The 17,608-nt window shown below is 41.6% G+C and carries 27 protein-coding genes; 14 read left to right on the top strand and 13 right to left on the bottom strand.

All coding sequences use genetic code 11. From position 1 onward, the window contains the following. Window positions 1-22: 22 nt before the first annotated feature. The 6 genes from ACM0OX_RS15765 (at window position 23) to msrA (ACM0OX_RS15740) (ending at window position 2,602) form a co-directional block, all read left to right on the top strand. Window positions 23-322 carry a hypothetical protein gene (locus ACM0OX_RS15765; protein WP_414515971.1) on the top strand — a complete coding sequence of 100 codons (300 nt, stop codon included), beginning with the start codon at window positions 23-25 and terminating at the stop codon, window positions 320-322. Between the two features lies 1 nt (window position 323). After that, the gene (locus ACM0OX_RS15760) at window positions 324-629 is read left to right on the top strand and encodes a hypothetical protein (RefSeq protein ID WP_414515969.1); all 306 of its coding nucleotides are present in this window, start codon (window positions 324-326) and stop codon (window positions 627-629) included. Window positions 630-631: 2 nt separating this feature from the next. Next, a complete protein-coding gene (locus tag ACM0OX_RS15755) occupies window positions 632-823 on the top strand; it encodes a hypothetical protein (protein ID WP_414515967.1) in 192 nt (63 codons plus the stop codon). A 4-nt stretch (window positions 824-827) separates the two neighbouring features. Continuing rightward, complete coding sequence (locus ACM0OX_RS15750) at window positions 828-950, top strand: hypothetical protein (protein ID WP_414515965.1); 123 nt, start codon at window positions 828-830, stop codon at window positions 948-950. A gap of 293 nt (window positions 951-1,243) precedes the next feature. Continuing rightward, window positions 1,244-1,840: a peroxiredoxin-like family protein gene (locus ACM0OX_RS15745; protein WP_414515963.1), complete on the top strand. Its 597-nt coding sequence runs from the start codon at window positions 1,244-1,246 to the stop codon at window positions 1,838-1,840. Window positions 1,841-2,110: 270 nt separating this feature from the next. After that, the gene (msrA, locus tag ACM0OX_RS15740) at window positions 2,111-2,602 is read left to right on the top strand and encodes a peptide-methionine (S)-S-oxide reductase MsrA (RefSeq protein ID WP_414515961.1); all 492 of its coding nucleotides are present in this window, start codon (window positions 2,111-2,113) and stop codon (window positions 2,600-2,602) included. A 49-nt stretch (window positions 2,603-2,651) separates the two neighbouring features. Here the strand turns inward: msrA (ACM0OX_RS15740) and msrA (ACM0OX_RS15735) are convergent, their stop codons facing one another. The 6 genes from msrA (ACM0OX_RS15735) to ACM0OX_RS15710 all read right to left on the bottom strand — a co-directional run bounded on the left by msrA (ACM0OX_RS15735) (window position 2,652) and on the right by ACM0OX_RS15710 (window position 7,919). Then, complete coding sequence (gene msrA, locus ACM0OX_RS15735) at window positions 2,652-3,329, bottom strand: peptide-methionine (S)-S-oxide reductase MsrA (RefSeq protein WP_414515960.1); 678 nt, start codon at window positions 3,327-3,329, stop codon at window positions 2,652-2,654. Between the two features lie 484 nt (window positions 3,330-3,813). Next, on the bottom strand, window positions 3,814-4,038 hold the full coding sequence (locus ACM0OX_RS15730) for a hypothetical protein (protein ID WP_414515958.1): 225 nt from the start codon (window positions 4,036-4,038) through the stop codon (window positions 3,814-3,816). A 250-nt stretch (window positions 4,039-4,288) separates the two neighbouring features. Next, window positions 4,289-5,524, bottom strand: coding sequence for an AIPR family protein (locus ACM0OX_RS15725; protein WP_414515957.1), 1,236 nt, complete (start codon window positions 5,522-5,524; stop codon window positions 4,289-4,291). A 69-nt stretch (window positions 5,525-5,593) separates the two neighbouring features. Further along, a complete protein-coding gene (locus tag ACM0OX_RS15720) occupies window positions 5,594-6,559 on the bottom strand; it encodes a cytosolic protein (protein ID WP_414515956.1) in 966 nt (321 codons plus the stop codon). 374 nt (window positions 6,560-6,933) lie between these two features. Then, entirely contained in the window at window positions 6,934-7,185 is a 252-nt protein-coding gene (locus ACM0OX_RS15715) for a hypothetical protein (RefSeq protein ID WP_414515954.1), read from the bottom strand. A gap of 92 nt (window positions 7,186-7,277) precedes the next feature. Beyond that, window positions 7,278-7,919 (bottom strand): helix-turn-helix transcriptional regulator, encoded by a 642-nt coding sequence (locus tag ACM0OX_RS15710; protein ID WP_414515952.1) that lies wholly within the window; start codon window positions 7,917-7,919, stop codon window positions 7,278-7,280. 105 nt (window positions 7,920-8,024) lie between these two features. Between ACM0OX_RS15710 and ACM0OX_RS15705 the strand changes: the two genes are divergently transcribed. The 4 genes from ACM0OX_RS15705 (at window position 8,025) to ACM0OX_RS15690 (ending at window position 10,341) form a co-directional block, all read left to right on the top strand. Continuing rightward, the gene (locus ACM0OX_RS15705) at window positions 8,025-8,747 is read left to right on the top strand and encodes an SDR family NAD(P)-dependent oxidoreductase (protein ID WP_414515951.1); all 723 of its coding nucleotides are present in this window, start codon (window positions 8,025-8,027) and stop codon (window positions 8,745-8,747) included. Between the two features lie 71 nt (window positions 8,748-8,818). Further along, on the top strand, window positions 8,819-9,235 hold the full coding sequence (locus ACM0OX_RS15700) for a RidA family protein (protein ID WP_414515949.1): 417 nt from the start codon (window positions 8,819-8,821) through the stop codon (window positions 9,233-9,235). 16 nt (window positions 9,236-9,251) lie between these two features. After that, window positions 9,252-9,704 (top strand): cupin domain-containing protein, encoded by a 453-nt coding sequence (locus ACM0OX_RS15695; RefSeq protein WP_414515948.1) that lies wholly within the window; start codon window positions 9,252-9,254, stop codon window positions 9,702-9,704. Window positions 9,705-9,717: 13 nt separating this feature from the next. Further along, the gene (locus ACM0OX_RS15690; RefSeq protein WP_414515946.1) at window positions 9,718-10,341 is read left to right on the top strand and encodes a hypothetical protein; all 624 of its coding nucleotides are present in this window, start codon (window positions 9,718-9,720) and stop codon (window positions 10,339-10,341) included. Window positions 10,342-10,400: 59 nt separating this feature from the next. Here the strand turns inward: ACM0OX_RS15690 and ACM0OX_RS15685 are convergent, their stop codons facing one another. Both ACM0OX_RS15685 and ACM0OX_RS15680 read right to left on the bottom strand, forming a co-directional pair. Then, window positions 10,401-10,583 carry a hypothetical protein gene (locus ACM0OX_RS15685; protein WP_414515945.1) on the bottom strand — a complete coding sequence of 61 codons (183 nt, stop codon included), beginning with the start codon at window positions 10,581-10,583 and terminating at the stop codon, window positions 10,401-10,403. A gap of 81 nt (window positions 10,584-10,664) precedes the next feature. Continuing rightward, window positions 10,665-10,826 carry a hypothetical protein gene (locus ACM0OX_RS15680; protein WP_414515944.1) on the bottom strand — a complete coding sequence of 54 codons (162 nt, stop codon included), beginning with the start codon at window positions 10,824-10,826 and terminating at the stop codon, window positions 10,665-10,667. 55 nt (window positions 10,827-10,881) lie between these two features. Here ACM0OX_RS15680 and ACM0OX_RS15675 point away from each other — a divergent pair, with 55 nt between their 5' ends. Then, entirely contained in the window at window positions 10,882-11,346 is a 465-nt protein-coding gene (locus ACM0OX_RS15675) for a GFA family protein (protein WP_414515943.1), read from the top strand. 154 nt (window positions 11,347-11,500) lie between these two features. Here ACM0OX_RS15675 and ACM0OX_RS15670 read toward each other — a convergent pair whose 3' ends face one another. Next, the gene (locus tag ACM0OX_RS15670; RefSeq protein ID WP_414515941.1) at window positions 11,501-12,547 is read right to left on the bottom strand and encodes a WD40 repeat domain-containing protein; all 1,047 of its coding nucleotides are present in this window, start codon (window positions 12,545-12,547) and stop codon (window positions 11,501-11,503) included. A gap of 174 nt (window positions 12,548-12,721) precedes the next feature. Between ACM0OX_RS15670 and ACM0OX_RS15665 the strand changes: the two genes are divergently transcribed. Continuing rightward, complete coding sequence (locus ACM0OX_RS15665) at window positions 12,722-12,862, top strand: hypothetical protein (protein ID WP_414515939.1); 141 nt, start codon at window positions 12,722-12,724, stop codon at window positions 12,860-12,862. A gap of 350 nt (window positions 12,863-13,212) precedes the next feature. Here the strand turns inward: ACM0OX_RS15665 and ACM0OX_RS15660 are convergent, their stop codons facing one another. Beyond that, window positions 13,213-14,148 carry an endonuclease/exonuclease/phosphatase family protein gene (locus tag ACM0OX_RS15660; protein WP_414515937.1) on the bottom strand — a complete coding sequence of 312 codons (936 nt, stop codon included), beginning with the start codon at window positions 14,146-14,148 and terminating at the stop codon, window positions 13,213-13,215. A gap of 232 nt (window positions 14,149-14,380) precedes the next feature. Further along, window positions 14,381-14,641, bottom strand: a complete 261-nt coding sequence (locus tag ACM0OX_RS15655) for a hypothetical protein (protein WP_414515936.1) — start codon at window positions 14,639-14,641, stop codon at window positions 14,381-14,383. Between the two features lie 291 nt (window positions 14,642-14,932). Here ACM0OX_RS15655 and ACM0OX_RS15650 point away from each other — a divergent pair, with 291 nt between their 5' ends. After that, window positions 14,933-15,190, top strand: coding sequence for a hypothetical protein (locus ACM0OX_RS15650; RefSeq protein ID WP_414515935.1), 258 nt, complete (start codon window positions 14,933-14,935; stop codon window positions 15,188-15,190). On the opposite strand, the gene ACM0OX_RS15645 is transcribed toward ACM0OX_RS15650, so the two are convergent. Further along, complete coding sequence (locus ACM0OX_RS15645) at window positions 15,160-15,552, bottom strand: DUF4440 domain-containing protein (RefSeq protein ID WP_414515934.1); 393 nt, start codon at window positions 15,550-15,552, stop codon at window positions 15,160-15,162. The two genes, ACM0OX_RS15650 and ACM0OX_RS15645, sit on opposite strands and share 31 nt — an antisense overlap. Before the next feature lie 87 nt (window positions 15,553-15,639). On the opposite strand from ACM0OX_RS15645, the gene ACM0OX_RS15640 reads away from it, so the two are divergent. After that, window positions 15,640-16,146 carry a DUF1993 domain-containing protein gene (locus ACM0OX_RS15640; protein ID WP_414515933.1) on the top strand — a complete coding sequence of 169 codons (507 nt, stop codon included), beginning with the start codon at window positions 15,640-15,642 and terminating at the stop codon, window positions 16,144-16,146. A 332-nt stretch (window positions 16,147-16,478) separates the two neighbouring features. Here the strand turns inward: ACM0OX_RS15640 and ACM0OX_RS15635 are convergent, their stop codons facing one another. Beyond that, on the bottom strand, window positions 16,479-16,994 hold the full coding sequence (locus ACM0OX_RS15635; RefSeq protein ID WP_414515931.1) for a DUF1579 domain-containing protein: 516 nt from the start codon (window positions 16,992-16,994) through the stop codon (window positions 16,479-16,481). Between the last annotated feature and the right edge of the window lie 614 nt (window positions 16,995-17,608).

Here is a 17,608-nt window from a genome sequence, read left to right as displayed (position 1 = left end):
TACTTTATGGAGGTGTTATTTGGTGATTAAGCTATTAATAAAGTATGCCCCTGACTCCGTTGTGGATGCTGTGAATGATATTTCTTTAGCAGAACTGGACAAGCGAGGTTTAATAGTCTGGACAGACGCACCGCCACTAGAGCCACAAGCTGAAAACTCAGCATTTAATTTGGCTTTTCGTTTCACTGAAGTAACGCCTGATAATATATTAGAAATCTTCAAAACTATTGCTCAAATATACACTAGTTATGGCGACTGTTTAGCTCTCAAATACTTGATGGAATTATCGGCAGAATACTTTGGTTTAATTGGAGTTGAATAAAATGTATAACGAATACGACGATTTGAGTTTTGAAGAACAATTACACCTAACTGAATCCCTTATTAGACAGCGACACAATCAGCAGATGTTCTTGCGCCGAAATGCCCAACTGTTGCAGCAGGAGTTGGAGCTTGAAGCCGAACTGTTAGAAGAGAATCCAGAGTTAGCCCAAACTATTCACGCTCTCAATATGCGGGAGATTCAGAGTAATCAGCGAGGGCTAGAGAATGTTTTAGGTGCAGAAGGATTAAGGACAAAAGAGCAAAGTGTTTGGAGTAAGTTTTTTCCGGGATTGGGTGGGAGATAAATATGTCTTGGTCGAAATCTATTTCTCTTGATGTTGCTAATAAGCTTTTTGAAGTAATTGGAGTTTCTTTTGAGCAAAACGAATTAGAGGGTGGTTACATCGCTAAACATGAAATTAAGACCTTGAGAAGACCAACATTGACCGCTTGCTGTATAGCTGTTTTGAGTGATTGGGTAACAATTAAAGAGGATTAAAGTTATGTTGAATCTATCAATTTTTATATTCAAGTCTCAACAAGTCCGATTCGTTGGCACACCAGAAAAACTTGAGTGGGCTGCTGATATTGTCGCTAATGTGTATCTACAAGCTTTCCTCACATAATTACTCTGACTACCTAGGTAAAGTTCTTGGTGTATGGAAGGATCATAAACCAATTACGACCCTTGGTGGAAAACAGAAGTGGTAACGCTTTATTAACCAGGACTTTGAACGGATAGCTTAACGTGTATAAAAACAACAGGAACAGTAAATGATAATCATCCCTTAGAATCTAAAGCAATTATCCCAGTAATGCAAATCCAAAAGTCTACTTTTCTTATTTCAGTAAATTTACTGCAACAGTATTTCTCTATAAAGGTACATAAAAGTAGAAGTTAACTTTCAGGAAAATTACGATGAATTTTACAGAGTCTCTCAAAAATGAGCTAATTTCTTCAGGTATAATTAACCACACTTTAAAGGTAGGAGATATTATTCCTAATTTCATTCTACCTAATGCTTTCAGCCAAGCAGTAGAATTACAAAAACTACTAGTTAGTGGGCCTGTAGTTATTTCCTTTTATCGAGGTTCTTGGTGTCCTTTCTGTAACTTGGAACTAGCAGGACTCCAACAAGCATTACCTGCAATTAAAACATTAGGTGCATCAATAATTGCTATTTCACCTCAAACTAATCGTCATACCATGTCAATTGTAGAAAAACATGAACTAACTTATGAAGTATTGAGCGATCGCAGCAATATGATTGCTCGTCAATTTGGCATTGTGTTTCAAATCCCGGAGTATCTAAGACCTATATTAGAGTCAAAGGGTCATGTGTTACCTAGATACAATGGAGATGAGTCTTTTGAACTACCTATTCCAGCTACATTTGTAGTTGATCGAGACGGAAAAATCGTTTATGCTTTTGTTGATGCAGATTATACTAAACGGTTAGACCCAATTGAAATAGTCAGTATTCTAAGAAATATTCCTATAGTTAGCAAAAGCTAGTACAGCTTGGCGTAATTCTGATACTACAAGCCTTTCATTGATTTGGAATGTGTGTTTTATTTACGCCGTACTATAGTAGATAAATTTTAAATTAAACTATTTTTCCAAATTTTAGATAATATTCAGCTTTGTATCAGACTCATCTCCGAATAATCTGTCACTCTAATAATTAAAATCAATCAGGCAGTCTTGAGGAAATATTTCCTTATAAAGTATCTGTCTGATTCGATAAGTTTCACTTAAAATTATCATAAAAGAGTTGTCAAAGATATGCAAAATGCTAATCTACAAAAAGCGACATTTGGAGCAGGCTGTTTCTGGGGAGTTGAAGCAGCATTTCGTCAAGTAAAGGGAGTAACTTCTACAGCAGTTGGTTACACTGGCGGACACTTTGAGAATCCAACCTATGAAGATGTCTGTAGAGGCAAAACTGGACATGCTGAAGCAGTGGAAGTGGAATACAATCCAGCAATAGTATTTTATGATGAACTGCTAAATGTGTTTTGGAATAAGCACAATCCCACAGAATCAAACCATCAGGAGCTAGATGTTGGTTCTCAATATCGGTCAGTGATATTTTTCCACACTCCAGAGCAGGAATTATTAGCAAGAGCCTCCAAGGAGCAGCTTGAAAATAGTTCTCGTTATCACAAAAATCCAATTGTGACGGAGATTGTACCTGCATCACAATTCTATAGAGCAGAAGAGTATCATCAGCAATATCAAAAGAAGCATGGACGAGCATCTTACAGGATAGGCTAATCTTTCACCGGATTGAGGGGATATTAAAAGTCGAATGCTGCAAATCCCCTTACTTGCTATACATATCAGGGAACTTTGTTTGAAGTTTAGCCAGCTTCGGCAAGTCATTCATTACAACATAGCGATCGCTCGGATGATGCACTATATAATTCTGATGGTATGCCGCAGCCTGATAAAAACCTTTCAAAGGATCTAATTTTGTCACAATCGGCTTGTCGAAGATTTGTGATTTGTTGAGTTGAGCGATATATTCTTGTGCAGCCTGTTTTTGCTCATCGTTAGCAAAAAAGATCGCCGAACGATATTGCTTACCTGAGTCTGGGCCTTGTCGATTTAACTCTGTTGGGTTATGCGCTACCAAAAAGTAGACCTTCAGAAGCTGGTTATATGATATTTTTGATGGATCGTAAGTGATTTTTACGGATTCAGCATGATTAGTTAATCCAGCACTGACAAGTGTATAGTCTGCGGTTCTTGCATCGCCTCCAGAAAAGCCAGAAACGACATCATAAACACCTAATAGATGCTCAAAAACTGCTTCCATTCCCCAGTAGCATCCACCAGCGAAAACCGCTACTTGCTTTCCCTGCGGTACAGCATTCGAGATATCAGTGGCGGGAGCAGGAAGTATCACACGAGATGCACCGTATAGGAGTAAAAAAATCAGCGAAATGATCGACAAGTTGCGTAATAAGTGACGGGAGAGAGTAAAGTTATGAATTGACATTCGGTTGTGAATTCCTTTATTTAATAGACCAAACTTTAGTTTAGTTAATTTGCTATATGGATTATCACGTTTTTATCAAAGATGGGGCTGATATTTTGATTAAAATTTGCTAGGTGAATTGATAAATAAAAATTTAGGATAAACTCAGGAAAAATTTATATTAATTTTTATTAGTAAAATCAATGATCTTCGATACCGTTTGCCTGTCTGTGTTCAAGATGATGCGATTAAAGCATTGAGATGTCATAACACAAGATATTTTTGTTGATCTGACGTGGAATCTACAAAGGAATTATCTTTAAATTCGAGTTTGGCTCTGATAAAACCTTCATATATTCCTCTTCTTTCATTTTCTAAATGAAATATTTTAACTATCTCTGAGGATTAAATTAAAATTCCAACTTGCTGAAAATAATCTTCAATCAACAAAATCAATCTCCTCTATCGACTCTTTTTTTTGTTGTAAATGAGCCAGTATTCGAGCTTATCCAATCCACTCATCAAAGTCAAAACTATGAGATAATTCATCATTATTAAACTGAGTGATAAATTCCTCAGTTGATAATTTATATTTGGTTTCAAATTCCTGAATCCGTTCTTCTGTTCTTTTGATTCCTGCTACCACACTCTGTAATCTTTCTGACAAAGCACTTTGAATAATGCGTCTGAGGGAATCTGGATCTTTTGACCGGAGTTTGAGTTCAGCCATTATTTTTCGTCTCTTGCTACTGTTGAATTCACAAAATAGTCATTGAATGAGCAGTTGTTATTCTATATGAAAATGGAAAATAATCTGTGAGTGATAGCACCTTTTCAATTTCACTTTCTTAGGCTATCACCTAAAGCAGTTATCAGTTAAAACCCAAGGACTTTACAACTTTACTGATAACTGAAAACTATTCACTGTTAAAAGCCATCACCCATCCAAAACGAATCTCACGTATAGAAAACTTGTACTATTATTTCTTGCCTGCTTGCAAACGCCCTTTTGCACCTTGTGTCACCTTCGGTTCTTCTGACTTACTGGAATTGACCATTTGCATCAAGTGCTGATTTAGATAACTCTGCGCCGAAATGTATAAACTTTCCCAAATCTCTTGATTGCGGCTGATTTTTGTGCCGACTGTATTTCCTGCTGTTTTCTCCGACACCAAGTATTTGCGGAAGTAGTTATTCCACAAGTGTTGCAGGAAATCTTCAGCAAATTCGTTAAACGGCAGAATCCATTTATAGTCCTTGTCTAGAAATACCCGATATGATGCAATTATCGGTAGTGCCAAGTCGGTTGGCGCACCAAACCCAAAAGAGTATTTACTGTCCGGCAATAACGTCGTTTTACGTATATCTATTGATGCTAAATCATTGGCACCCTTTCTTCTGGGGTTGCTGATATAGTCTTGGATTATTTCGTAGAGTCTTTGCTCTATCCACAGAGCATGAGTCAAGAGAGGCAGTAAAGCGGTTAATCTTTCCCTTTCTGCGTCTGTGATGTTACTTGGAAGACTCATCCCTGCTGGGTGTTTGGTTCGTTTATTGCCGTCGGGGTTGTATTTATTTCTGTCGAGGCAGTAAAGCAGCTTGAGCAAATGGGTGACATTGCACTGGGCATTTCTGGGAGCGCCACTTTGGTTTTGGTAATAGGCAATGCGGAATTTCCTATCTTCTGCTCTCTCTAACTGGGCTAAGTACTGCTTGATGAATTTGTAATCACCTCTGGCGTTGACTTTGGAGCGAGAATCTACTGGCGTTGTGGTGTTGGAGGCCAGGGCTATATCTTTGGCTGATTCTTCAGTCAGTCCGATGTGAATCGTAACTTTTACTCTGGCTTCGGTTAAATTGTAGTTGTAATTTTTCGCTTGCTCAAAAGCTAAAACTGTATGCCCCCCGTTAATAATCCCATCACTACCTCCCTCGTTAGCTTCTAAGACTTCTAGCTCCAGTTCAGTTTTGTTCTTGACAGGCTTAACTTTATTGGCTGACAGAACGATTCCGCTATGACGAGAGAAGAATTTTGCAGGTTCGGTTGTCAGTGAATCGAACATTTGTCTGTAGGTCGCGCTTTTGCGGTTCGGTTCGCGGATGTTCGGTTCTAGCGGCAGGTCTATCGGGAAGCTGTCTACATGGGCGGTGGCGATGATGCAATTGGGGTTGGCTTGAAAATAGTTATCTATCTTGATGTTCCAAGTCTTGGGCATGGTTTGTTTTAGTTAAATTCGTCTTGGGCTTGTTGATTCGGGGATGGGGAAATTAGGCGATGCCCAATCTCATTGCTGAGTGTCTGTTGTGGACGACTGGTAAATTTGACGCAATTGTGAAACAGTACTAGCCGTATCTATCCCTGACAAGATGGCTTCTAGCACACTTACATCTTGGATAGATTCGATTTCAGGTAATAAATTTTGACCAGTTTCTCCAAATTTGAGCTTTAATCCCAAGGCTATACCTTTTAACAAAGCTTCAAGCTTACCTTTTTCAATACCACTGCGTTCAAAAGAAGTAACATACTGCATACGTTGCTCTGCCTCCAATTGTTCTACCTCAAAAAGAAACTCTCGCTCTAAATCTTGGGGGAGTGTCAACACCCAGTCTACAAAAGCCAACAAGTTTAGAACATCCTCACGTTCAAATCCCTGCTGGTAAAGTCTCCGCACTAAACTTAGTTTTTGCTGCTTACGTTCTAACCTGTCGCTCTTGGTTTGTAATGCTGCTAAATGTGCCATCACTACAGTCGCCAAAGGGTTACGGCTGGCTTCTAGTTCCGACTGACGTTGTTGATAGTCTAGCAATTTGACAATTGGAAACTGAAACTCTACTTTAGTGCCAAACAACTCGTAACCAAACTGATTTGGTCGCCAGTTTACCTGCTCATCACCTAGAACCGCCAAGGATGCTACTGACCGTTTATATCTATCGTAGATGCGGTAGTTGTAGATAAACATCCTTTCGCTAAAATCAGATTCCGACTGGGATTGGATTTCTAAGTGTATCAGTATCCAAGTTTCTTCACCACCAATGCGGTATATTTTTACCAGCTTATCCGCCAGTCTTTTCCCTAGTTCGGCATCACGCACTACCTGCTCTAATTCTTTGTCCAAAAACTCAGGCTGTCGTGTCCAATCTATTTCCCCATGTGCTTGGGGGAAGAAAAACAGCATAAACTCTTCAAAATACAGTTGTAGTATCTGTTTCCACGGCGAATCATATTCGGTTTGAGGGTTGGTATTGGTCATACTCGTTCCAGAACGAACTCACGCCCCTGATTGTATTACTACTTGTGAGCCAGTGTATGATTTGAGAATTGTGTTGAAATTGCTTACCAATTAATCTTAATCTGGGAAGTTTTCTTAATCCTACAGATAAATCGAAGAAAATATGTTTAATGTGAATTCATTAGAGTTACTTTTTACCTAGAGTGGTAAAACTTGCTAGAGTAGATTTTTCATGATTGAAATAGGCGTAAATAGGTAAACCAAAATTTTCAATAATAACGAATTTACTACGTTTAAGTTTTTGCTCTAGCTAGTTTTGCCACGCTAGCTTTTTACCAGTTTGAATTAGGTTGGGCGAATGAGCGCACTGCTTCACTCACCCAAGAGACAACAAATCACCCAGCGATATCCTTCCCGCTTTTATAGTTCATAGCTCTGGGTTTCCTCTTGCCTATAGGGACTACTTTCGATTGCTTGGGAGGTTGAGGAGGGCGGCATTTCTCGCAATATAGAGGTCTAACTCCAAAGGTTTCTCGTTGTGTGGGTTGTTCGCACTGTTTACATACGAAGTTGAAAACGCGAGTGTGAATTTCCCGCTTGTGCGCTCTGACGTTGTACTCTCTGACTTGGATTTTTTTGCTTGCCATTGGCGAATAAAATGGCTCTACTTCTTAATAATAGAGAATTCAGAATTCAGAACTCAGGAGTCAGAATTGAATTTTTTATTGTTCAGTTCTGTTTAACTACTGATAACCAGATATACACAACGTCTATCGCCTGCCAAAATGTGTTCAATTCGTTCAATGCTCACATCGTTACCTAAAACCGCTTGAAAGATTTCTAACTCCATTCGACAAAGCCCGGTACAAGCAGTTGCCACCGCACAAATAGGGCAATGCTTTTCAGCGAGGAGAAAAGTGCCATCGGCTTGAGCCGTGACCTCTGCCATGTAGCCTTCCTCGGTTCGCCGCACTGCTAACGCTTCTAGTTGCTGTTGAAGTGGAGCAAGCCGAGGCATGATCGCTCGATACGCTTGAATTTGTTCGCGAGTTCTAACTTCCAATAGCCGATCAAATCCCTCTTCACCAAATGCCTCTTTCATTGAGTTAATCAGACACAATGTTAACTCAGCGTAGCGATCAGGGAAGAAACGATCAGTAGCAGGCGTTAACTCCCATAACTTGGCAGGGCGTCCCATCGGACGTGCTTCTTTCTGGTACGTCACCAATCCTTCTTTTTGCAAAGCGTAGATATGCTGCCGCACTGCCATTGCGGTGATGTTCAAGTGGGAGGCTAGCGTTTCCGCATCCGTTGCTCCTTCCTGTTTGAGATATTGGACGATCACCTGTCGAGTCCGAACGCTAGTTGATTCTGCTTTCATACTTAACAAATTAAAGAAAAAGCTTTACAAAGTCAAGTTAAGCACTTATGATTCTTACTAAAGGTTTTTCTTTATAAAGTCGCAACTTCTCAAGTTGGTGCAGTAATGGCAAATATTGCGATCTTTGGAGCTAGTCGCGGTGTTGGCTTAGGCTTCAGTGTTGGGTTGCCAGATGCAGGCGATACTGTGTTTCTCATCTCCAGAACTCGCCCTCCTAGCCTTGATCGCGCCGATCAAGTGTCTAGAGTTTGGATTCCGGCAGACTTGTTGGTTACTCAGACTGCTGCGGTCAAAGTGGCTGAGGCAATTGGCGATCGCGCGGTTGACTTCCTGTTCTACAACGCCGGGATTTGGGAGGAGAATGCGTTTGAGCCAACTTATTCCTTTGAACAATCCACTTTAGAAGAGATGGAACAAATTATCCAAGTGAATCTGCTGGCTGCTATTCTCTGTACTCATCGGTTGTTGCCAAATCTCAAGCGTTCAAGCAATCCCCGTGTTGTTTATATGAGTTCGCTTTCGGGCTTAGATAACTCTGGCGCACCGGAAGTTGCGAATACCGCATCTAAATTTGGTCTGCGGGGTGTGGTTCATGCCCTGCGGGAATGTTTACGAGAGCATCGTATTCCAGTGACTTCGCTCAACCCAGGTAGTATTGCGGCAGAAATCGCCTATGAAGCTGGGGCAGAGGCAGCAATCCAAACCTACGACAGCAGGCAAATTCCAATGCAGGATTTGGTTCTCTTAATGCGCTGTTTGCGTCAACTATCGCGCGTCTCCTGTGTGAAAGAGATTGATATTCCGGCGATGTCCGATCGCTATGCCTGAGCAATTGTGTCTCCACTGGGTTGATCTCCTGCACTGACAACTTTCAACAAAATTGATTTAAGAGTCAAATCATGGTTTTACAAATTCAGCACTTCAACCCCCCTGGATTCTTCAATCCATCTGATTACGGTTTTACCCATGTTGTAACGGTTCCCGCTAACACCACTCTTGTCTATATCGCAGGTCAATTGGGCATGGATGAGACGGGCAATCTGGTTGCAGCTGACTTTGCGACTCAGTTGAAACAGGCATTTGCTAACCTTCGTGCAGCATTAGCAGCAGTTGGGGCAACCCCAGAAGACGTTGTGAAAATTACAGTCCTCTCAGTTGATCACGATGCCGAAAAACAGCAATTGATCTCAGCCGCACGGAATGAGATGTGGTCAGGCGATCGCAAACCTACCAGTACTTTGATTCCTGTACCGAGATTAGCAGTCGAGGGGCTATTGTTTGAGATAGACGCGGTTGCTGCAATTCCCAATTCTTGATCTAGAGGAGCTTCTGATGTCGTTACCGATTGTTCTGCAACCCGGTGAAGGAAAGTCCGTTAAACTCGGCACCAGTACCTGCACATTTAAAGTGACTGGGGAGAATACAAATGGACACTTTGGCTTGTTTGAATTTGTTATGGAACCAGGAACGAAAGGAGCCAGTCCACACATCCACAAGCAATTGACCGAGATATTTTACGTGGTGGAGGGAGAAGTGGAGTTGCTGTTGGATCGGCAAACAATTATGGCTGCATCGGGTGCAATGATGCTCGTGCCAGAAAATACGCCGCATGGGTTCTCTAATCCTGGAACAGTGAGATCGACTCTACTGATCCTCTTTTGTCCTGCCGACTCACGGGAGCAGTACTTTGAGGGGTTAGCCCGGTTAACCGAAAACGGGCGACAACCCAGCCAAACTGAGCTACTGGATCTGATGCAGCAATTTGATCAGTATCCAGTTCCATAGAAGGAGCCAAGCAATGGTAACTTCAGATATCTTAGTTGTTGACTTTGTTCAGCAGGATGAAGTGCTGAAGCTTTACCCGGAAGCGCCATTACTCTCCAGTGACAAAGCAGGATGGGACGGCATTCAACTGCAATATCATTGCCATCCACCGCATCAGTTGGCAGAAAATTATTCCAGGCAACATCGCATTATCATTCATGATCGCAGTCCATCACCACCAATGGTTGAAGAGATGATCGAGCATCGCTTTCAAAAGCGGCAATTTGGATATGGCGATGTGACGGTTGTGCCAGCTGATGTCCTCAAGTCGGCTTATTGGAACACTGAGTACGAATTTATTACTCTCAGTTTTGAGGCGAGGACGTTTGCACGTCATACCTTCGATCTGACGGCTGCCACTGATGTCGAGCTTGTCCCCAGTTTCAGCAAACCTGACCCCTTGATTTACAGTCTTGGCTTCGCGCTCAAGTCAGAGCTTGAGTCTAGCGGAGTTGGCAGTCGTCTCTATATTAATTCGCTAACGGCTGCTCTGATGACTCATTTATTGCGGCACTACTCAGCCCAAAGATCCATCTCTAGACCTCAGAGTGGTTTAGCCAAAAGACAATTGCAGCAGGTGATTGATTTCATTCATTAGCACCTTGAGCAGGACTTAGCGCTTGCCGAACTGGCAGCCATTGTGCAGATGAGTCCGAGTTATTTTTCAAGGCGATCGCCAATTACACCTGATCGGAGTTCAAGAAAAGCAGCACTATCAAGCGTTGTTTTCTGCCTGTGGAGTTGCCTAACAAGCACCAAAAAATCGCCTCTCGGTTTACTGGAGAATACTTCCCAATTTTGGGCACGATTTGCGACAACAGTATTTGATTCGAATGGCACTAAGATAACGGCAAACCCATTATATATAAGGCTTTTGGGTGTGGGGTGTCGGGTGTTGGGTGTATGTAGTGAGTCAGAAATTTATTTGTACCCCCACTCATATAAAATTTTCTTGATTTTTGCCGAACCTGCAACCCTACCCCCAACACCCAGCCCAGACGAGCTTTTAGCTTTTCTTAGTGCCATTCGTATTTGATTCCATATTGCTTTCTCTTCCGTTTTTTGTATTTGCAGATAATTCATAAAATATTATTCTTAGTTAAGAATGAAGATGAATAGAGAACGGAGGCGGCAGATCATGAACGATTGGAATTTGCCCTGGTCAGGCGGATGTCGTTGCTCCCAGATCCGGTTTCAGGTGAGTGCCCCGCCTCTGCTGACGATGGCTTGTCACTGCACAGGTTGCCAGCGAATGACTGCCAGCGCTTTTTCTTTAAGCATTGCGATTCCAAGCGTTGGGTTCTCAATACTGAAAGGTCAGCCGACCATCGGCGGTTTGCATGGCGCGACTCGCCATTACTTCTGCCCACACTGCATGAGTTGGATATTTACTCGACCTGAAGGAATGGACGAGTTCGTTAACCTTCGTGCAACGATGCTGGACGATGCCTCATGGTTCACGCCTTTCATCGAAACTTGGACGAGAGAAAAGCTGCTATGGGCGACGACCTCTGCGGTTCATAGCTTCGAGACCCTGCCTAAAGAAGAAGACTATGCTTCCCTGATAGAAGAATACACCAAGCAAGCATCGAAACCTTTATGAACACTGGAATTTGAAACCTTCCCCAATCTTCAACCCCTTTTGGGAGCTACTTGCTCTGTTGCACTCAATGTGAAGGCTCCGTTGGGTGGAGTCTTCTACACATCCTTGGCGGTTTGGGGTTGGTGGTGAAAATGATTAAGTTACGCCCATAGATTTATTGTGAAGATACACGCCAAATTTTAATACTACCATCCTGCCCAGTACTAGCGAGTGTTTTACCATCGGGATTGAAAGCGACAGACCAAACTTGTAGCTTGTGTGCTGTAAAAGTGCTGATTTCTTTACCAGTAGTGACATTCCATAATTTAACCGTGCCGTCCCGACTACCACTAGCCAGTAGTGTTCCATCTCGGCTAAAGGCAACAGTTCTGACTTCAGCTTGATGACCAATTAAAGTGTCAATGAGTTTACCATCATTAATACTCCACAGCTTAATTGCATTGTCTCGAATACCAGTAGCTAGAGTGTTTCTATCTGGGCTGATAGCGACAGCATTAATTAATGATTTCGCATCGAAACTGCCTATTCGTTTACCAGTTTTCACATTCCACGACTCAAGCATAGAACCAGAACCACTTGTAGCAAATAAGGTCTGACCATCCTGGCTAAAAGTGGCTGGTTGAGTCTTGAAGTTCCTAAATCCTTTTTGATAAGCGTCGGGGTCATCATTTATGCGGATGATTTCTCCAGTACGCCAATTCCACAACCTGATGGTAGATCCGAGATCGAGATTACTAACCAGAGTTTGTCCATCTCGGCTAAAGACTACACCAATTACTGGTTCTGAGTGCTTGAGTGTACGGATGAGTTTCCCTGTTTTAACATCCCACAAATTTATGCTGCCGTCCTGAGAACCACTAGCGAGAATCTGACCATCCGGGCTAAAGCTGACAGTCCAAGCTTGGACTGATAAAGTACGTAATAGTTTACCAGTGTTGGGATTCCACAGCTTTACACTTTTAGCGCCAGCACTAGCAAGAATTACGTTAATAGAGCTGTTTACCCCAGATATTTCTGGAGAATAAGCCACCGAATAACCTGAATCAGACTGCGTTGTGAAAGCACGGACTAACTGACTATCTTTTGAAGACTGAGCAATTAAATCCTGAGTGTTGGGAGTCTTTGTAGTACAACCGGAAATACCAACAGTTATTACTGTTGGTGCTATCAGGGAATTCAACAAAATACGGTTGAGAGTCATTGTCGGAAAATATCTTCAGCTTGATATTTGACTCGACTGATAAAACTACATGCTGTTCCATGATTATTTTCAAATTCTTAGCCCTCTATTAGCTGTAAAGCTGTAAAGTTATTGAGCAAACGTTCGAGCAATTCTTGCTAGAGTAGGGCTACAAGAAAAAATCTCTGACAACCGATGTCAGCACACCCGGCAGAGTGGACGCGGTGGCAGATAATCGTGCTGGCGATGCCTTTACAATTAACATTGCAACTTTCTCTAACTCCTATTTATACCTTGAGAAAGTTTCGCTCAACCTGGGAGTTTACTACAGTTTAACAGGACATAAGGTTTCCACGAATGGGGACTCTGGTATCCTGAGAAATTTACATCACTCATATTGGATTTTATCTGTCAAATTGAGTAATATTGATACAGTTTGAACTGGGAAAAAGTACAAGCTCAGTCTCGTTTTTTCCTCCTGCCCCTTGCCTCTTTTGACCAGAATTTATCACTTTTGACAGGAAAAATGGCATATAGTAATGTTAAAAGTTGAAGACTCATCAATGAGATTGATTGACAACAAAACGATATATTTATTCAAGTTTGGACAAGAAAAACAAGAGTATTATCCTAATGGGAATTTGGATTCCCTTCTTGAAAGAGTTTCTTCTGCATGATGACCTTTTTTAAATGACCAAATCGCTTAATAGCATCCGATGGTCAGAATTTCCACCTTTGATAGTTTTACAATCTACCACTTTGATATCATTGCTAACAAAAATATGATCTATCGGCAGCTTAATTACGCTTATAATCAAGGCTGGTAACTGAACATAACTTGTCGGTTCAATCCATGAAGGTTCTACTCCAAAGCCCAGTTTTGTATTGTGTAGTCCCGTTTTTTCAACTAGTCTTTTATAGTAGGGCGACCAAGGAGTTAGGTTTAAGTCACCTGCAAATATTAGTCTTTTATCTTTTTGAGTTTGTAAGTACTGAGTTACTTCAGCTAATGCGGTGTTACGTTTAGCAAAAACATCAGGTTTGATTGGTACTGAAGGGTGGGCTGCTACTAAAGTGATATTTTTAGTGCCAGTTTTTACAGATGTGGTTAAAATCGTTCCTGCACTTAGTGTCTTTCCTTGAGGATTTACCAATCCAAAGCGGCTAAAAACAGCCAACCCACCACCACAAGTCCGGTAAGCAAAGGGTAGAGTATCTTGCAGGCGTTTGGTTAGCTTCTTCATAGCTGGCGGGCTGATCTCTATTAATACAGCTATGTCAGGCTTTTGCTGTTTAACCAGATTAGCTACCTTAGTCAATTGAGTATTTTGAATATTGATGTTAAATTCTATAATTCTAAGAGATTCGCCTTGCCCTTGATGGCTATTAGGCAGATACCAAGGTAATATCCAAACGCTATTAAACGCTAGCAAAGCAAGAGCAAAAAACAGTGTCCCCTGCCAGCGAATTCCAGCCAACCAAGCACACAATATCCCAATAACGATTAGTAAAGAGACTAAAAAGTAATAAACTCTGCCGTGACTTAATAACTCGAAAGGATACCACCAAAGGAAACCAACACCTATTGAAAGAAGGGCAGTAATCCCTAGTAGAAGGTTCAATAAAATTTGGCTATAAGACTTTAACATCTAATACTGATATTTACACACAAAGGTACTTAGCTAGATATACAATACTTGCAAAGCTTATTACTGAAATTATACTAATTTTTCGTCAAACCATGACAGCCGATGCTGTGAGGGACTTCCACCTTAAGTTAAATTACTGAAGCAGTAATCTGCATAGATACTTATAAAGCTAGTTCATTTACATACAAAAGATTTATATTATGGCTTATGGCAACAGCCCCAATAAGCTCTCTAATATTTTGTATCCCCATTTGAGTGTTAGCAATCCGCAGAAAATTGCTAGGATCAGACTACCTATGATACCTGTGGTTATTGGTTCTGCATATCCAAACCAATCTGTATAACTCCAATACAATCCAGTGATCGCCACTCCAGTTATTGCACCAATACCAAAACGCTTAATTAAGCTACCAACCTTTTCGGGTTTTAATTCAGGTGTATTTACTTCAGGGGGTAATGGGTTCATAAAAAACCTTTGCCTTTTTGGACAACAGAAGCGCTCTGCTTCCTATTTTAGTCTTACTTAGTTATTGACGTTGCCATGCGCCGCAGTTGGTGTCCTAATCCATCAATTCCTACGCCTTGCATTCTTGGCGAGATAAAGTTAAATATTACGCTCGATTGGCGATTGAGCGGCTGGAGTACGGGGTTAATGCGGTTAAATAATTACTCCATACGCTAACGAGTGATGAGCGTTGCGGCGTGATGCTGGAGTTTGAGGATCTTAACCCGAACAAATTTCCTCAATTGGTGACAGATGCGCCCCTGTGGGCTGAATGGATGGCGTGATTTATTGGGAACAGATCGCGTCGCGATCGCTAAAAGGTCAGTTCCTTCCAAGCAAAAAGAACTAACTTTTATCCAGCATCCAGAGATTATTAACTATGGGGGGGGTGTCTATAAGCCTCACCAAAATTCTAGTCGCACACCAACGTCAGATAGCATATCGAGAACTCGTAGGGGTACACAGTGTAAACATTCTATTCAGGCATTTTCTACCACGGTTCCTTGGTGATACACAATCTTCCAACCCTGCGGTGTCTGTCGCCAGATCGTTGAGCGTCGAGTAATGCGAGTACCCTGAATCAGAGTATAGGTTACAAGGTAGTTTTCGGCGGCAATCTCAAGGCAATGAAAGTCGCGAGTCTGCCATGTATCTTCCTCTGGGTTGGCATAACGCTTCTCCATCTCATCCAACACATACTCCCGACTGTAACGCCGACCCGACGCACCCACTTCCCAAAATGTGTCTTCCGTCATCTGCTCAAAGTCGGCACGTGTCGTCCCCAACTCTGGACGATGAAAAATCGGTTCCCGTTGTATAAGTTCGCTCAAAACATTTAATATCTTTGGATCTGTGACTAAATTAGGTTCCATATTCTTTGACACAATATCACAGTCAATACCCCCTAATATTAGATGGGGCGGCTCAAAGTCCTTTGAACTTTTTCTGGATAAATCTCAATGACCATTTCAATGTACCAAGCTTTAATACCCGTGTCTATTCGCGCACTGAATAACCTTATAAACATTCTTGAAAAAGGTGCTGCTTATGCCGAAACTAAAAAAATAGATCCTTCTGTGTTGATTAATAGTCGCTTATCCCCAGATATGTTTCCATTATCAAAACAAGTGCAAATTGCCTCTGACATAGTAAATAGAGGTGCCGCACGGTTAGCAGAAATAGAACCACCTAAATTCGAGGACAATGAAACTACTTTTCCTCAACTTATTGACCGCATTCAAAAAACTATTTCTCATTTAAATACTTTTAAACCTGAGCAAATTGACGGTTCAGAAGAGAGAGAAATTACCCTACAAATGCGTGACAATACTCTCTCTTTTCAAGGAATGCCATTTCTCCTATATTTTGTTTTACCAAACCTTTATTTCCATGTCACAACAGCGTATGACATTCTTAGGCACTGCGGTGTAGAACTTGGCAAAGGAGACTTTCTTGGTCAGCCTTAATCAGAGCAATATCTAACGTCATCATTGCTATTCGGTATTGCATAAAACTCTCTACTCTCTTTGAGGGCGTTTGAAAAGTATGTTTTGTATCAAAAGTAACGTCCCCAAGCCAGAGCAACGAAAAATTAGGATTCTTCCTTTTACTTGGTGACGCTCAGAATAGCGAACTATAAATATTTTGAGCTTTTCAAATATCCTCTTAAAGATGGAGGAAGCGCTATACTTGACCATTTAATGAAATTCAAAATTCAAAATGAATAAGAAGAATAATTTTTAATTAATTCTGGGTACAAGCCCCCACTGAATTCTAGGATGGGCTTGGTACCCTTCTGCTACTGCTTTCGCCGAGAGTTTACGGTCATAAACTGATGCCACTGCCCGTCATCGCCCAGCACATAGGATGTCATCACCCGATGATTATTACTCTTAAACTCGATTACATCTCTGTACTTTGCTATCTTCTCATCGCCCGTCATTGAGGGCCCGTCAGAATTAAGCGTTAGCATGTTTTTAGCCGCGTCCAATTCACCGTCGTACAACCATAGATAAGTCATCCTTGACCCAACCCAGGTGCCTACATAGCGTTGCTTCTGCGGGTCATATCCCAGCGTTATTATCATTGTTGCCGCACCACCGCAGGGCATTTCGCCCTGTCCTTCACCTACAACCCAGAGTCCACCAATTGATCGCACACTTTCCGTTCCTGTTGCTCTTTCAGGCGGTTGATCTGGACTCATCATTGCCTCTGTTTCATAAGTCCACTCACCGACGAGTTTCTGTAGCCACTGATGTTCCTTTTGTGGCTCAGTATTCATTGTTGGCTCCTGTTGTGTTTTGATTGTATCCATTGCTTTAGCTCCTTTTGATGAATCATTGAGGAATGTAATTAGCGCGAAGCCCAACTCTGTAGGCAAAACCGCCCCCAAGGGCTAGGAACCGCGTGAAATGATGAAAAATTAAGATTTTAATAGTACATAAATACTATCATGGCTCAACTGATTGAGGGAAAATACCGAATTGATCGGCCAACATGCCAAAGCGGACAGACCAGAAGGTTTGGCTCATGGCATTTTCTTCCAGGTAAATTAGCAGTACATATTTCATTGAATTGCCTCTGCTGTTTCCCTTTGTAATTAAGTCGAACGACAATTGCTCAAATCGACACCTTTGCCAAAAATTTTTTTATCATTTAGATACAATCGAGCAATACCTGTATTCTTTCCTTTCGTGAGTAAGTCGAACGGCAATTTGAAATCGACACCTCTGGTAAAATTTTTTCCGGCGTCAGCTATGACCTCAAACGCACCTAATCACCCGTATTGGATGATTAGGTAGAAAGTTTCCTTTTAAACAGTTGTTGTGCAGCAGTATTCAGCATTCTTGATGCGTAGTGGTCAGAAGACATGATTAACCCTCTTTTATCACTCTCGACAAAGTATAATTAGGAGCGATCGCAAAAACA

The sequence above is a fragment of the Nostoc sp. PCC 9305 genome (assembly GCF_963920915.1).
Classification (GTDB): Bacteria; Cyanobacteriota; Cyanobacteriia; order Cyanobacteriales; family Nostocaceae; genus Nostoc.
This window is presented reverse-complemented; position numbering and strand designations above follow the sequence as displayed.